This is a genomic window from Nocardia sp. NPDC020380 (assembly GCF_044386975.1).
In the GTDB taxonomy this organism is placed as follows: Bacteria; Actinomycetota; Actinomycetes; order Mycobacteriales; family Mycobacteriaceae; genus Nocardia.
Window position 1 is genome coordinate 16,252 of sequence record NZ_JBIRVQ010000006.1, and the last position, 14,454, is coordinate 30,705.

Annotated in this window: 14 protein-coding genes; 6 read left to right on the top strand and 8 right to left on the bottom strand. The window is 68.1% G+C overall.

The annotated features are described in order from the left end of the window. Positions 1–99 precede the first annotated feature (99 nt). The 4 genes from ACH438_RS16965 to pdxH form a co-directional block, all read right to left on the bottom strand. On the bottom strand, positions 100–1,305 hold the full coding sequence (locus ACH438_RS16965; protein ID WP_397006087.1) for a GNAT family N-acetyltransferase: 1,206 nt from the start codon (positions 1,303–1,305) through the stop codon (positions 100–102). A 291-nt stretch (positions 1,306–1,596) separates the two neighbouring features. Further along, entirely contained in the window at positions 1,597–2,910 is a 1,314-nt protein-coding gene (locus ACH438_RS16970; RefSeq protein ID WP_397006090.1) for a citrate synthase, read from the bottom strand. Positions 2,911–3,092: 182 nt separating this feature from the next. Then, positions 3,093–4,376 (bottom strand): MFS transporter, encoded by a 1,284-nt coding sequence (locus tag ACH438_RS16975; RefSeq protein ID WP_397006092.1) that lies wholly within the window; start codon positions 4,374–4,376, stop codon positions 3,093–3,095. Positions 4,377–4,477: 101 nt separating this feature from the next. Further along, positions 4,478–5,203 carry a pyridoxamine 5'-phosphate oxidase gene (gene pdxH / locus ACH438_RS16980; protein ID WP_397006094.1) on the bottom strand — a complete coding sequence of 242 codons (726 nt, stop codon included), beginning with the start codon at positions 5,201–5,203 and terminating at the stop codon, positions 4,478–4,480. A 100-nt stretch (positions 5,204–5,303) separates the two neighbouring features. Between pdxH and ACH438_RS16985 the strand changes: the two genes are divergently transcribed. Beyond that, positions 5,304–6,440 carry a citrate synthase 2 gene (locus ACH438_RS16985; RefSeq protein ID WP_397006096.1) on the top strand — a complete coding sequence of 379 codons (1,137 nt, stop codon included), beginning with the start codon at positions 5,304–5,306 and terminating at the stop codon, positions 6,438–6,440. 149 nt (positions 6,441–6,589) lie between these two features. Continuing rightward, positions 6,590–7,477, top strand: a complete 888-nt coding sequence (locus tag ACH438_RS16990) for a polysaccharide deacetylase family protein (protein ID WP_397006098.1) — start codon at positions 6,590–6,592, stop codon at positions 7,475–7,477. Positions 7,478–7,504: 27 nt separating this feature from the next. Here ACH438_RS16990 and ACH438_RS16995 read toward each other — a convergent pair whose 3' ends face one another. Continuing rightward, positions 7,505–8,368: a hypothetical protein gene (locus tag ACH438_RS16995; protein WP_397006100.1), complete on the bottom strand. Its 864-nt coding sequence runs from the start codon at positions 8,366–8,368 to the stop codon at positions 7,505–7,507. Positions 8,369–8,531: 163 nt separating this feature from the next. Between ACH438_RS16995 and serC the strand changes: the two genes are divergently transcribed. The 3 genes from serC (at position 8,532) to ACH438_RS17010 (ending at position 11,992) form a co-directional block, all read left to right on the top strand. Continuing rightward, positions 8,532–9,656 carry a phosphoserine transaminase gene (gene serC / locus ACH438_RS17000; RefSeq protein ID WP_397006102.1) on the top strand — a complete coding sequence of 375 codons (1,125 nt, stop codon included), beginning with the start codon at positions 8,532–8,534 and terminating at the stop codon, positions 9,654–9,656. Positions 9,657–9,844: 188 nt separating this feature from the next. Further along, positions 9,845–11,041: a septation protein SepH gene (sepH, locus tag ACH438_RS17005; protein ID WP_397006104.1), complete on the top strand. Its 1,197-nt coding sequence runs from the start codon at positions 9,845–9,847 to the stop codon at positions 11,039–11,041. 216 nt (positions 11,042–11,257) lie between these two features. Further along, positions 11,258–11,992 (top strand): DUF6928 family protein, encoded by a 735-nt coding sequence (locus tag ACH438_RS17010; RefSeq protein WP_397006106.1) that lies wholly within the window; start codon positions 11,258–11,260, stop codon positions 11,990–11,992. 71 nt (positions 11,993–12,063) lie between these two features. On the opposite strand, the gene ACH438_RS17015 is transcribed toward ACH438_RS17010, so the two are convergent. Further along, positions 12,064–12,369 (bottom strand): DUF2537 domain-containing protein, encoded by a 306-nt coding sequence (locus tag ACH438_RS17015; RefSeq protein ID WP_397006108.1) that lies wholly within the window; start codon positions 12,367–12,369, stop codon positions 12,064–12,066. Beyond that, positions 12,366–13,169: a TrmH family RNA methyltransferase gene (locus tag ACH438_RS17020; protein ID WP_397006110.1), complete on the bottom strand. Its 804-nt coding sequence runs from the start codon at positions 13,167–13,169 to the stop codon at positions 12,366–12,368. The genes ACH438_RS17015 and ACH438_RS17020 overlap by 4 nt, the downstream gene beginning before the upstream one ends. 179 nt (positions 13,170–13,348) lie before the next feature. Here ACH438_RS17020 and ACH438_RS17025 point away from each other — a divergent pair, with 179 nt between their 5' ends. Next, positions 13,349–13,711 (top strand): FKBP-type peptidyl-prolyl cis-trans isomerase, encoded by a 363-nt coding sequence (locus ACH438_RS17025; protein ID WP_397006112.1) that lies wholly within the window; start codon positions 13,349–13,351, stop codon positions 13,709–13,711. 409 nt (positions 13,712–14,120) lie between these two features. Here the strand turns inward: ACH438_RS17025 and ACH438_RS17030 are convergent, their stop codons facing one another. Then, on the bottom strand, positions 14,121–14,405 hold the full coding sequence (locus ACH438_RS17030) for a hypothetical protein (protein ID WP_397007119.1): 285 nt from the start codon (positions 14,403–14,405) through the stop codon (positions 14,121–14,123). Positions 14,406–14,454 lie beyond the last annotated feature (49 nt).

A 14,454-nucleotide genomic window follows, 5' to 3' on the forward strand; every position in this document is an offset into this window, starting at 1 on the left:
CATCCACCCTGCCAGCCGGGCCCGGGCCCGGCCACCGGGAAAACCAAGGCGCAGGGTGATGGAGCCGATTTTCCGGCGGCCGGAACCCTGATCCCCAGGTCAGAAGAACCATCCGAGCTGTGCCTCACGGTCGGTGGCGAAGGCCTGATCGAAGGCCCGCAGCACGGCCGGATCCTTGGCCTGGATCCGATTGGCGGCGGCGAACGTCCGGGCCCGGTGCCCGCCGAAGTAGAGCCCGCCGAGCACGTCGAGGCCGAGTTCCAGCTCCGGCGTGCGATCGGTGAGCGCGCATTCGGCGACCCCGTCACGGATGCGCAGCGCGAAGGCGCCGCCCGCGTTCCGGAACGGATCGTCGACCGAGATGACGGTGTCCAGGTCGCCCTGGTAGTTGCGCGCGGTGAGGGCCGCGGGCACGTCCATGATGCGGGTCCACAGCGTGTCGAAGCGTTCGGTCACCTTCACCAGCCGCGGGTCGGTCACCAGGTAGGGGAGTGGATCCCCGTCGGTGAGCGGTGCTTCCACGGTGGTGAGCAGGTCCAGGCTCAGCAGCACCCGCCACAGCGCGAGATGCGCCTCGGGAGTGACGGCCCGGAATTCCGCGACGATCGCGGTGGACTTGTGCTCCTCGTACTTGCGGCGATACAGCACGTACCCGTCCGGGTGGGTGAGCACGAACAGTGTGGACGCGCCCTCGCGGTAGCGTTCGGGATCGCCGAACCACATCTCCCAGTTGGCTTCCGGGCGTTCCTGCCCGCCGGGTACCAGCCGCCGCCAGCGGTCGTACACCTCGCGCAGATGATCCTTCGAGTCGGCGAGCGCGGCGATCCGGACGCCGCCGGGATCCGGTGTGCCGGGCCGGAATTCGGCGCGGCGCCGATCGATCTCCACCCAGTTCTCGGCAATGCTCGGCGCGTAGCCGAAGCGGCCGTAGATGGTGCCTTCGCTGGCGGTGAAGACGGTGAGCGGCAGGCCGTCGTCCTCGACGCGGCGGTGCAGTTCGGTGTAGAGGCTGCGCAGGATGCCGCGGCGGCGGTGGGTGGGTGCGACCGAGACGGCGGAGACGCCGCAGGCCTGCACGGTGTGCTCGCCGGGGACGGTGAGGGTCATGGTGCGGTCCACGGTGTGACCGACGATCTGATCCCCGTCGATGGCGACGAACGCCCGCTCGACGGGGAAGAGATCGGGGATGTGCTCGAGCTCGACCTGGTCGTAGCGCATCCCGAAGCAGGTTTCCAGGAGCTGGACGATTGCGGGGAAGTCGTCCTTGGTGGCCGAGCGCACGGTGATGCCATTCGTCGTTGCCATGTCCGAATCGTCCCATGAGCCCGATTACTTGCGCATCCGAATTTCCGCGGGCGGAACCTGCCGTCCCCTCCAGGGCAGGTGCCGCCCGCGGAATCCGATTGCCCCCCAATAGCCCTCGGATCGGGCGTCGTGAGATCGGTTCCCTCCCCAGGGAATCACCCCCGTCTCACAAGAAGAAGCATGCCGGTCCCCGCCAGCAAGATGCTTAACAAGACCTTGTAGTCGGGCCCGGACATGAAAACAGCCCGCCCGCACCGGGATCGGTGCGGGCGGGCTGTGGTCCGGAGGAGACTAGCGGCCGGTGATGCCGTTGTAGTCGCGCTCGCCGTAGCCGGTGTAGATCTGGCGCGGACGGCCGATCTTCAGGGGCTCGGTGTGCATTTCCCGCCAGTGCGCGATCCAGCCCGGCAGCCGGCCCATGGCGAAGAGCACGGTGAACATGCGGGTCGGGAAGCCCATGGCCCGGTAGATGACGCCGGTGTAGAAGTCGACGTTCGGGTACAGGCGACGCTCGATGAAGTACTCATCGGTGAGCGCGGCCTCTTCGAGGGCCTTCGCGATGGCGAAGAGCTGGTCGTCGCCGCCCAGCTTGCTCAGGATGGAGTCGGCGTGCTGCTTGGCGATCGTCGCGCGCGGGTCGTAGTTGCGGTAGACGCGGTGCCCGAAGCCCATGAGCTTCACGCCGTCTTCCTTGTTCTTGACCTTGCGGATGAACTCCTTGACGTCACCGCCGTTGGCCTTGATGTCGTCCAGCATCTCCAGCACGGCCTGGTTGGCGCCGCCGTGCAGCGGGCCCCACAGCGCGTTGATGCCACCGGACACCGAGGTGAACAGGTTGGCGTCGGAGGAACCGACCAGGCGCACGGTCGAGGTCGAGCAGTTCTGCTCGTGATCGGCGTGCAGGATCAGCAGCATGTCCAGCGCGGCGGCCACATCCGGGTCCACCTCGTAGGGCTCGGCCGGGAAGCCGAAGGTCATCCGCAGGAAGTTCTCCACCAGCGACAGCGAGTTGTCCGGGTAGAGGAACGGCTGGCCGACCGACTTCTTGTAGGCGTAGGCCGCGATGGTCGGCAGCTTCGCCAGCAGGCGGATGGTGGACAGCTCGACCTGCTCGGGGTCGCGCGGGTCCAGCGAGTCCTGGTAGTACGCCGAGAGCGCGTTCACCGCGGAGGACAGCACCGGCATCGGGTGCGCGTTGCGCGGGAAGCCGTCGAAGAACCGCTTCAGATCCTCGTGCAGCAGGGTGTGCCGGCGGATCCGGTCGGTGAAGTCGTCGAGCTGGGCCTGCGTCGGCAGCTCACCGTAGATGAGCAGGTAGGAGACCTCTATGAAGGTCGACTTCCCGGCCAGCTGCTCGATCGGGTAACCGCGGTAGCGCAGGATGCCCGCTTCACCGTCGATGTAGGTGATGGCCGACTTGGTCGACGCGGTGTTCATGAAGCCGGGGTCGTAGGTGACGTACCCGGTGCTGGCGAGCAGCTTTCCCAGGTCGATCCCGTCATTGCCCTCGACTGCCTTGGCCACGGTCATCGGGTATTCGCCGCCGGGGTAGGTGAGTACCGGCTTGGCGTCGTCGTCGACGTTGATGATGTTCTCAGCGGGCACGGAAGGATCCCTCTCAGGCTTGAAACCGTAGGCACCGGACGCGGTCGGCGCGCAGTGCGCTTACCTCAACGCTAGCCGCTGTCCGGTACGACCGACTAACGAGGGTCACTCTCACTACCTCACAGTCACCCGCGCAGCAGGTGAGGATCTGTGAGGTTATGTGGTATGTGCATCGATCGCACTCAGGCCGTCTGCAGCTGAGAGTGCGCACGTACCACCGCATACCGCGCAAAAGCCGGGAACACGACGGCAGCGACCACCATGCCGACCACCACCAGCGCGCCACCGCCCGCCGCTGCTGCAGCGGTACCCACGGCAGCGGCCGCGAAACCGTGCGCAACATCACCGATGCGCGGTCCACCCGCCACGACGACGATGAACACCCCCTGCAAGCGTCCGCGCATGTCATCGGTGGCGACCGACTGCAGCATGGTGGTGCGCAATGCCGCCGAGAACATGTCGACCGCGCCGCCGAAGGCCAAGCAGCCCAGGGCTATCCAGAGGGCGACCGCGGTGCTCAGCGCGTGTCCCGCCATGCCGACCGCCAATCCGAAGCCGACCATGCTCACACCCCACAGCACGATGCACAGCATCACGGCCAGACCCTGCCGGCTGATGCGGGTGAGCCAGCCGGAGAACACGCCACCCGCCACCGCGCCCACCGACATGGCCGCGAACAACAGGCCCAAAGCCGTTCCGCCGCCACCGGAATCACCGAAGGAATCGTGCGCGATCTCCGGGAACAGGGCACGCGACATACCGAACACCATGGCCACCACGTCGACGGCGAAGGAGGCCAGCAGGATTCGCTGCGTCGCCAGATAGACGAAACCGTCGGCGACCTCGCGCAATCCGGCCCGCCGGGTCTCGCCCAGCGGCGGGATGGGCGGCAGCTTCCAGACGGCCCACAGCGTGGCCAGCAGCGCGATGGAGTCCAGGAGATACAGCGTGGACAGGCCGGTCACCGGGATCAGCATGCCCGCCGACACCGGTCCGGCGATGGCGCCGAACTGCATCACGGTCATGGTCAGCGAATTCGCCGCGGGCAGTTGCTCGGCGGGCAGCAGGCGCGGGTAGATGGCGCTGCGCGCGGGCTGATTCATGGCGAAGAACGCCTGCTGCACCGAGAACAGCACCAGCACCAGCCAGGCATTGTTCAAGTGCGCCGCGGCCTGCGCCCAGAAGAGCAGGGAGGTGACGCCGGTGCCAGTGGAGGTGATCAGCAGCAGTTTGCGGCGGTCCATGGCGTCGGCGAGCGCGCCGCCCCACAGGCCGAAGACGATGAGCGGGATCAGTCCGAACAGTCCGGCCAGGCCCACGTAAGAGGAACTGTGGGTGATGTCGAACAGCTGCTTGGGTACGGAGACGACGGTGAGTTGTGCGCCGATGACCGTGACAACGCCGGTGGTCCAGAGTCTCCGGTAATCAGGATTCCGTAAGGGCGTTATATCGGCGAGCAACTTCACCGACAGAACATTAGCTCCGCAAAAGGTGAGCTGGCCAGCCGATTTGGGACGATCATCCCACCATTTGAACGTGATTCATCCCACGACCACAACCCTTGCGGTCATGGTTGCAGCCGTTCGACTTTCATCGCCGCGACATCGGTGTTTCCCGGCTCCAGCGTCACCCGGATGCGATTGTGCATGCGGCTGCGGCGGCCCTGCCAGAACTCCACGTAATCCGGCCGGATCATGAAACCGCCCCAGAACGGCGGCACCGGAATCTCGGCGACCTCTTCGAAACGGGCCGTGACCTCGGCAAGCTGATTGTCGAGGGCTTCCCGCGAGGCGATCGGGCGGGACTGCTTCGAGGCCCAGGCGCCCAATCGTGAACCGCGCGGCCGGGACTGCCAGTACAGGGCGGTGGTCTCCGGCGAGACCTGATGCACCGGACCGCGCACCGTCACCTGCCGGCCCAGCGCCGGCCAGACGAAGGTGGCCGAGGCGTACGGCGTTTCGGTCAGCTGCCGGCCCTTGAAGGATTCGTAATTCGTGTAAAAAGTCACACCCTCCGGAGAGAGGCCTTTGCACAGCACGGTTCGGGTGGTGGGTCGCGGGCCGTCCTCGGCCACTTCGATGGTCGCGAGCACCATCGCGTTCGGGTCGGTGACCCCCGCGCTGGTGGCGTGCTCGATCCAATTGCGCAGCAAGGCTTCCCAGCCGTCGGTCAGCCAGCTCTCGTCCAGATCGGTCTCGATGCCGGGGTGATTGTCACCCTGATCCACGCCGTACTCCACGCGCATGGCCGCGATGTCGAGGTCGGGAGTGGCGAATTTCTCCTGGTCGGGCATGGGCCAGACGTTACTCCGCAGTAATCGGGGAGTTAAGGTCTAGGAGATCGGCGTGGCTGCCCTCGGATCGGGTAGCCCGATGTGCAAGGAGAGTCACAACATGACTGCCGCTGCGGTTCCCAGCTCTGCCATCCCCGATGGCTTCGTCGCCGGCCTCGAGGGCGTTGTCGCCTTCACCACCGACATCGCCGAACCGGACAAGGACGGTGGTTCGCTGCGGTACCGCGGCGTCGACATCGAAGACCTGGTATCGAACCACATCACCTTCGGTGACGTGTGGGCCCTGCTGGTCGACGGCGAATTCGGCCGTGGCCTACCGCCCGCCGAACCCTTCCCGCTGCCGGTGCACACCGGCGACGTGCGCGTGGACGTGCAGGCAGGCCTGGCCATGCTGGCGCCCATCTGGGGTTACCAGCCGCTGCTCGACATCGACGACGACACCGCCCGCGAGAACCTCGCGCGCGCCTCGGTGATGGCGCTCTCCTATGTCGCCCAGTCGGCGCGCGGCATCTACCAGCCCGCCGTGCCGCAGAAGAAGATCGACGAGTGCACCACCATTACCGAGCGGTTCATGACCCGATGGAAGGGTGACCCGGACCCGCGGCACATCGAGGCCATCGACGCCTACTGGGTGTCCGCCGCCGAGCACGGCATGAACGCCTCCACCTTCACCGCCCGCGTCATCGCCTCCACCGGCGCGGACGTGGCGGCCTCGCTGTCCGGCGCGATCGGCGCCATGTCCGGCCCGCTGCACGGCGGCGCCCCGGCCCGGGTACTGCCCATGATCGAGGCGGTCGAGCGGTCCGGTGACGCCCGGGCGCTGGTCAAGGGCATCCTGGACCGCAAGGAAAAGCTGATGGGCTTCGGCCACCGCGTGTACCGCGCGGAGGATCCGCGTGCCCGCGTGCTGCGCGCCACCGCCAAGCGTCTCGACGCCCCGCGCTACGAGGTTGCCGCCGCGCTGGAGCAGGCCGCGCTGGCCGAACTGCGGGAGCGTCGCCCGGATCGCGCCATCGAAACCAATGTCGAGTTCTGGGCCGCGGTCATCCTCGACTTCGCCGAGGTGCCGGCGCACATGATGCCCGCCATGTTCACCTGTGGCCGCACCGCCGGCTGGTGTGCGCACATCCTCGAGCAGAAGAAGCTGGGCAAGCTGGTCCGCCCGGCCGCGATCTACACCGGCCCGGCCCCGCGCAAGGCCGATACGGTCGCCGGCTGGGACCTGATCACCAAGTAATACCGGCTCGGAGCGGTAGCGAGTCGAAGCAGTCCGGCCCGCAGCGTGATTCGCTGCGGGCCGTCCGGCGTCCTATGGGCGGACCGGAGATTGAGAAAACGGCCAGTTTGATCCTGGCCCGCGCGATCGATTTCGCATAACCTGCACCGGTGTTCGATGCAGGAGTATCCCGCCGTCGTCTGCTGGCCACCGGCGCGGCGCTCGCCGCCGGTTTCGTGACCGCCGGATGCGCTACGGCGAAGGGCAACTCGGCCGACAAGGTCCTGATCCCCCCGGTCGGCCCGGCCGCGCCGGCCAGTACCGCCGTCACCAGCGCCGCGCCGCAGGCCATCGCGGCGCCCGCGGTCGACCCGGCCGCGGTGGCCGCCAAGTTCGCCGGGCGGCAGCCGCAGGGCTGGGGCATGGACCTGGACGGCATCCGCACCGGATTCGACCCCAGCGGAAAGCAGTTCGCGATCACCTTCGACGCGTGCGGCGGCCCGAACAACAATGACATCGACGAGAATCTGATCGCCTTCCTGCAGGCCCAGCAGATTCCGGCCACCCTGTTCCTGAACAAGCGCTGGATCGACGCCAACAACAACCGGGCCGGGCAGCTCGCCGCGAATCCGCTGTTCGAGATCGGCAATCACGGGACCAAGCACTGCCCGCTGTCGGTCACCGGGAAGGCGGCCTACGACATCGACGGCACCGGCTCCGCGCAGGAGGCCGTGGACGAGGTCTGGGGCAATCATCAGCGCATCATCACGCTCACCGGCAAGGCCCCGCGCTTCTTCCGCACGGGCACCGCGCATTACGACGATGTGGCGGTCGCGATCGTGCAGGCCCTGGGGGAGACGCCGGTCGGATTCTCGGTGAACGCCGATTACGGCGCGACCGCTTCCGCCGCCACCGTGCAGCAGAACATGGCCGCCGCGCAATCCGGCGGCATCTCCCTGGCGCACATGCACCGCCCGAAATCGGGCACCGGTCCAGGCATGCTCAATGCGCTCCCGGCCCTGCGGTCCGCCGGCTTCGAATTCGTGCATCTGCCATAGGGATTCCCGGGGCCGGAGCGCGCGGATTCACAGTTCGCGGGAGGTCAGCCAGTCGACTGCCACGGATTCGCCGTGGTCGACGGTGAAGAACGCGACCTCCAGATGCCGGCCCAGATCCACCAGTTCGAGCGCGGACAAGGGAACCGGCTGCACCAGCCGGACCCGCCACGGTCGCGGCTCGTCCCAGGCATGCAATTCCAGATCCAGCCGCAGTACCGGATCGTCGCGCCCGCTGTAATCGGCCGCCACCGGGGTCGCGGCCAGCACGGTGGCCCGGGCCCGCCGGCCGTCGCTGAGGATCTTCCCGATATTGGTGCGGCTGGTCTCCTCCGGCGCGGGCAGATACAGCACCATGCGATCGTGATCGCCCGGATCCACCCGGCAGGCGATGATGTCGCCGGGCTGCATCCACTCGCGATCCACTGCGGAAACGCGCTGCCGGACGCGCGTTTCGTACGGATGTCGTCCTTCCAGCTGGATTCGGACCCAGAATTCGTCGCCGCGATCGAGTTGATCCGCGGCCCGCTCCTCGGCCTTGCGGTCCGCCGCGAGGCGCGCGTCGACGCGGCGCTCCGCCCGGGTTCGAATATCCGCTGTCGAGGGGACCGTCGAATCAGGCGGCGCGGGCGCTCTTTTCACCGGGGACCGCACACTGAGGATCGTCGCGGTGCCCTCCACGCCGTGGAGCAGCAGCTCACGGCGGGCGGCATCGTCCAGGGCGGGACCGCGCCGGGTGAGGCCGCGCGACCCGAACTGCGACGACAGCCGCGTGAACAGGCTCGGCCGCGGCCGGCCCGCGGGTTCGGGCAGCCGTTGCGGGCGGCCAGGATTCAGCTGGGTTTCCGATTCGGGGGTGGTGGTGCCGGGACGGTCGGGCGGCGCCATGTCCATGGCGGTAAACCGTAGTGGTTGTGTGGTATGTGCCACAGGAATACGCGCATGCCGGCTTGTCGACCTGGCGTTTTCGTTACGGGCTTTCAACAGTTTCAATCACATGTTCTGCAGGCGGAACCCACTCGCGTACGCGTGCGATACCACCTCTACCCTTGTCGCCATGACCTCTGCGTTCCCGACCATCCCCGCCGATCTGAAGCCCGCCGACGGACGGTTCGGCTGCGGACCCTCCAAGGTGCGTCCCGAACAGCTGCAGTCCCTCGTGGATACCGGCGCCTCCGTGTTCGGCACCTCCCACCGGCAGAAGCCGGTCAAGGATGTGGTGGCCAAGGTGCGCTCCGGTCTGCGCGAATTGTTCTCGCTGCCCGAGGGTTACGAGGTCGTGCTCGGCAACGGCGGCACCACCGCGTTCTGGGACGCGGCCGCCTTCGGCCTGATCCGCGAGAAGTCGCTACACCTGAGCAACGGTGAGTTCTCCTCCAAGTTCGCCGCGGTCGCCAAGGGCAACCCGTTCATCGGCGACCCGATCGTGGTGAAGTCGGAGCCGGGCGACGCCCCCGAGCCGACCTCCGATCCGTCGGTGGACCTCATCGGCTGGGCGCACAACGAGACCTCCACCGGTGTGGCCATTCCGGTTTCGCGTCCCGCGGGCTCGGACCACGCGCTGATCGCCATCGACGCCACCTCGGGCGCGGGCGGCCTGCCGGTCAACATCACCGACGCCGACGTGTACTACTTCGCGCCGCAGAAGTGCTTCGCCGCCGACGGTGGCCTGTGGATCGCGCTCATGAGCCCGAAGGCCCTGGAGCGCGTGGAGGAGATCAAGAACTCGGGTCGCTGGACTCCGGAGTTCCTGTCGCTGCCCGTCGCGGTCGACAACTCCACCAAGGACCAGACCTACAACACCCCGGCGCTGGCCACCCTGCTGCTGTTCCAGAACCAGATCGAATGGCTCAATGGCAACGGCGGTCTCGATTGGGCCGTGAAGCGCACCGCGGATTCCTCGTCGCGCCTGTACAACTGGGCCGAGACCAGCGAATACGCGACCCCGTATGTGAAGAACGCGGCGCTGCGCTCGCAGGTGGTCGGCACCATCGACTTCGCGGATTCGGTGGATGCGGCGCAGGTCGCGAAGGTGCTGCGCGCCAACGGAATCGTCGACACCGAGCCTTACCGTAAGCTGGGCCGTAACCAGCTGCGCATCGGCATGTTCCCGGCCATCGATCCGGAGGATGTGTCGCAGCTGACCCGCTGCATCGACTGGGTTGTGGGCCAGATCGGGTAATCCCGAAACGAGCAGGTTATTGCGGCGCGGTAGTCCAGCAATGGATTTCCGCGCCGCGTGTCTTGCCCCATGATCCTCAGAAGTGCACTACTGTTCCAGATCGTGGGCAGTATCGTACGGTGCTACCCCGATAGCGGTGTCGCGAGCGCGAGCCTGGCTGTGACGGACGCAGCGATAAGGAGGTAACGGTGCGTGAACTTCGAGTAATCGGATTGACGCCCGATTCCGCGCACATCGTGTGCATCGATACCGAGACCGGCCAGAAGTACCGGCTGCCCGCCGACGACAAATTGCGCGCCGCCGCCCGTGGAGACCTTGCCCGATTCGGCCAGATCGAGATCGAAATGGAAGCCACGATGCGTCCACGCGATATCCAGGCCCGTATCCGCGCCGGTGCCTCGGTCGAGCAGGTGACCGAAGAGTCCGGCATGCCGCTCTCCCGGGTCGAGCGTTTCGCCTACCCCGTGCTGCTGGAGCGCGCGCGGGCCGCCGAACTGGCGCAGAAGGCGCATCCGGTCCGCAATGACGGCCCGGCCATCGAGACCCTCATCGAAATCGTGTCCGCGGCGTTCGCGGAGCGCGGCCACACCATCGAGGTCGCCGAATGGGACGCCTGGAAGGACGAGAAGGGCTACTGGGTGGCCCAATTGCAGTGGCAGGCGGGCCGTTCCGTGATCGCCGCGCACTGGCGCTACCAGCCCGACGCGCACGGCGGCTCCGTGGTGCCGCTCGACGATCCGGCCTCCGATCTCATCGATCCCGACTTCGGCCGCGCCCTGCGGGGGCTGGCGACCATCCTGCCCGCGCAGAACGAACCGGCCGCCCCGGAACCGGTGGTGGCGACGAGCAGTCCCATTCACGCGCCCGCCGCGCGCGAGGAGCGCGTGGCGGACTACGAACCCGCGCCCACGCGCGTCCCGTCGCAGCAGACCGCGCGGGTGGCGAATCAGCAGGCCCCGGCCGCGTATTTCGAGCAGCGCGCCGCGGTAGGGGATGGCACCGTGCCCGCGGTGACGGCCGCGGCTCCGGCCCCGGTCGCGCCGAAGGAACCCGCTGCCGCGCCCGCCGCTCCGAAAGAGCCTGCGGCTCCGGCGCATTCGGCCCCGGCTCCGGCCGCGGCACAGTCGAGCCCGGCCGTGACCGCTTCGGCTGCGGCGCCTGCGGTTCCGGCGCCCGCGCCTGTGACTCCGCCGGCTGCTGCTCCTGCGGCAGCGCAGGCGCCCGCAACCCCCGCGTCCGAATCGGCGCCCGCCGAGGCCGAGGCTCCGGCGCAGCCGGCGCCCAAGCCGAACGCGCAGAAGGCCAATCGCGCCAAGCGCGGTGGCAAGGCGCCCATGCCGTCCTGGGAGGACGTGCTCCTAGGCGTGCGCAGCTCCGGTCACTGAGAGTTTGCTAGCGATTTGATCCCGGCGGTCCGGGGATTGTCGCGCCGCGCCGGGAACCCGCTTGCGCAACAGCGACATTTCGGCTGTCGTCGGGGGTAGATTCAGTTCTGGTGGCGGTGCATGCAGGGCCGACCTCCTGCCGACGCCGTGCCATGGCCGCCCCATGTTGCTCAAGAGTTGCCAGCTCGTATGCAATGACTTCGGGAGGTGACGTAGGTGCCGTCCACAGTGTCATCGATCTGGTACGTCGACGCCTCCGATCCGGTTTCCGTCCTGCGCGAACACCCGGGCCCCGATCCGGAGGCCGCGTGGGCCCTGGCGCGCCAGCTCAATCCGGATCGCGATGTGGTGCCCGCCGCGTCCGGCACCATGAAGGTCTGGGCGGGACCCGATCCCGAATCCGTCTACATCGGTTGCTATCCCGGGGTGACCGTCGTGTGCTCCACCCAGGCGGCGCTGCCGCGGCCCACCAAACTGCCGGAGCTGCTGGTTCGCCCGCTCGCTTCGGAGCACACGTTCCTCATCTCCTATGACCTGTCGCTGGGCTGGGGTGCGTTCGCGCATTGGGAGCGTGGTGAATTCCGGCGGTCGTTCAGCGCCACCCGGGTCAATATCCTGGAGGACGAAGGGTTGCCGCGGGTCTGGGAGCGGCCCTACTGGGCGGGCGACTATCCCATCGAGCTGCAGCCGGGTGAATTGCCCGATCCGCAACTGCTGCCGTTCGATCCGCCGGACTTCGCGGACGCCGCCAACGAGGTGTGGCTCGGCTTCCGCTATCGCGGCAGGACGCCCGCCGAGGCCCTGGTCTCGGAAGAGATTCAGGTGTGCGGATTCTCGCTGTTCCCCAAGGGTGAAGCCCCGGAACCCGAGGCCGCACCCGAACCGGAACTGGAACACAATGGCAAACGCGGCCTGTTCGGCTGGCTGCGCGGCCACGACCGCGTCTCCTGATCCAATACCGCGGAGCCGGAGCCGGATCGGGTCTTGCCGCCGCGGCGCTGGACCGGCATGCGGCCGGGTCGTCAGTTGAACAATGCCGGCAGGATGAGCGCCAGCCACGCCAGCAGTACGCCCGCCGCCAGGCCGGCGATCACCCAGCGGGTCACCGGCGCGAAGCGCCAGCGCCACGCCGTGGGCGCGGCGCCGCCCACCGCGATCAGGTTCACCGCGATCGACAGCAGCGGATGCACATGCGCCAGTGCGGAGCCGAAGGCGTAGACGCCGCAGGCGGCGAGCGCGGCCACGAGGACGGCGACGGTGATCCCGGTCGCCCACGGGGTGGGCTCGGAGTATCCGTAGCCGTAGGGTCCGTCCGGCGGATGACTCACTGTGCTCGCACTCTCTCGTAGAAGGCCATGGCGGCAGCGGTCGCCACATTAAGCGAATCGGTGCCCGGTGTCATCGGTATGCGCGCACGAATATCGCTGGCGGCCATGGTCTCCTCGGTGAGGCCGGGGCCTTCCGCGCCCAGCAGCAGGGCCACCTTGTCTCCGGTCATGGCCGTGGCGAGGGTGTCCGCCTTCGGGTTCGGGGTGAGGGCGATGGTCTGGAATCCGTTGTGGCGCAAGACATCCAGGCCGTCCGGCAGGGGTGGCAGTTGCGCGAACGGCACCCGCAATACATGGCCCATGGATACCCGCACCGAGCGCCGGTACAGCGGATCGGAGCAGCGGTCGCCGAACAGCACCGTGTCCGCGCCGAGGCCCGCCGCATTGCGGAAGATCGAGCCGATGTTCTCGTGATCGTTCACGCCCTCCAGCACGGCCACCGTGCGCGCGGTCTCGAGTACTTCTTCGGCCTCGAGCTCGCGCGGCCGGTGTGCCGCGGCCAGGACGCCGCGGTTCAGGTGGAAGCCGACGATCTCCGCCATGACCTCCGCGGTGGCGCGGTAGCAGGGCACGTCCACCCCGGCCAGCTCCTCGCCGAGCTGCTCGAACCGCCGCTCGACGCCGAGCAGCGCGAACGGGGTGAACCGGGAGGCCAGCATGCGCTGCACCACCACGACGCCTTCGGCGATGACCAGGCCCTTGCCGCCGGGCAGGTCGGGACGCCGGTCGGCATTGTTGAGGTCGCGGAAGTCGGCGACCCGCGGATCGGCGGGGTCGTCGATGTCGATCAAGTGGGCCACGGCTGTGAATTGTGCCGCTCGAGGGTTGCTCGGGCGTGCGGCGGGGTAATAGGGACCTTGGCCACCGGCGTGTCCGGTTCGGCGTGGGGCCGGTCCGGCACGGGCCGAGCCCCTGAGTTATGCCGTGGGTCACGCGGCATAAGGTGATACCAATCGTTCCCTAACGAAGAGGACTACCCATGACCAAGCCCGAAGTCGAGTTCCAGGATGGCCCGGCGCCCGCCGAGCTCGTGATCAAGGATCTCGTCGTCGGCGACGGCGCTGAGGCCAAGCCGGGCGACACCGTCGATGTCCACTACGTGGGCGTCGAGTTCGACAATGGCGCGGAGTTCGACTCGTCGTGGAGCCGTGGCGAGTCCATCACCTTCCCGCTGCGCGGCCTGATCCAGGGCTGGCAGGACGGCATCCCCGGCATGAAGGTCGGCGGCCGCCGCCAGCTCACCATCCCGCCCCAGCTGGCCTACGGCCCGGCCGGCGCCGGCCACCACCTCTCCGGCAAGACCCTGGTCTTCATCATCGACCTGCTGGACGTCGTGAACTGACCCATTGCGCCACCGGCGCAACAAGATTCGGGCCCGCCGCGCAAGTATGCGCGGCGGGCCCGATCGTTGCTGGGGGAGTTTACGTCCGCGCGCGAACCGCGTAGCGAGCCTCGAGCGGCGGGGGCGCCTGCCTGCTGCGGTCACGCACGCTGACGCCTGGCTCCCCGGCAGGCAAGACGCGGCCCGCGCGGCCGCGAGCTGGGGGTGCGGATCCGAATCGCTCAGCGCACATCAAGTCGGCTCCGAATAGGTGTGTGCCGGGCGCGAATTGCGCAGTGAGCGCTGGTCCTCGGGCTGTGAGTGCAGAGCGTGAATCGCGCGGCGAGCTTCGCGCTGGATGCCGGGCGCGGGTTGCGGGTGGGGCCGGGGGCCGCGCCCGCCGCTGGGGGCGGGGGCGCGTGGGGCCGGGTTAAGAGCCGACTACGGCGTTCATGATGGTGCCGGCGCTGGTGGCGGTGGCGCCGCCGACCATGGCGTTGGCGATCATCTTGGGGGAGGCGGAGCCGCCGCCCCACTTTTCCCAGGCGAAGCGGCCGCCGCCGTAGGTGATGGCGGCGATGCCGGACATCTGGGTGAACCAGGTGAAGTAGCGGAACATCTTCATCATCTTGTCCGCCATGGGCGGGGTTTCGGCGGTGGGGTTGCCCATCTGGGCCAGGACCGAGCCGTACATGTCGTGCGCGGCCAGCAACATGCTCACGATCGTTTCCTCTCCGGTACCGAGGCGCGGGGTGGTGGAGCCG

Excerpts from the sequence above, each read along its gene's own strand:
- ACH438_RS16965 (WP_397006087.1), bottom strand. The coding sequence starts at position 1,305 with ATGGCAACGACGAATGGCATCACCGTGCGCTCGGCCACCAAGGACGAC.
- pdxH (WP_397006094.1), bottom strand. The coding sequence starts at position 5,203 with ATGCCCGACCAGGAGAAATTCGCCACTCCCGACCTCGACATCGCGGCC.
- ACH438_RS16985 (WP_397006096.1), top strand. The coding sequence starts at position 5,304 with ATGACTGCCGCTGCGGTTCCCAGCTCTGCCATCCCCGATGGCTTCGTC.
- ACH438_RS16995 (WP_397006100.1), bottom strand. The coding sequence starts at position 8,368 with ATGGACATGGCGCCGCCCGACCGTCCCGGCACCACCACCCCCGAATCG.
- serC (WP_397006102.1), top strand. The coding sequence starts at position 8,532 with ATGACCTCTGCGTTCCCGACCATCCCCGCCGATCTGAAGCCCGCCGAC.
- ACH438_RS17025 (WP_397006112.1), top strand. The coding sequence starts at position 13,349 with ATGACCAAGCCCGAAGTCGAGTTCCAGGATGGCCCGGCGCCCGCCGAG.
- ACH438_RS17030 (WP_397007119.1), bottom strand. The coding sequence starts at position 14,405 with ATGTTGCTGGCCGCGCACGACATGTACGGCTCGGTCCTGGCCCAGATG.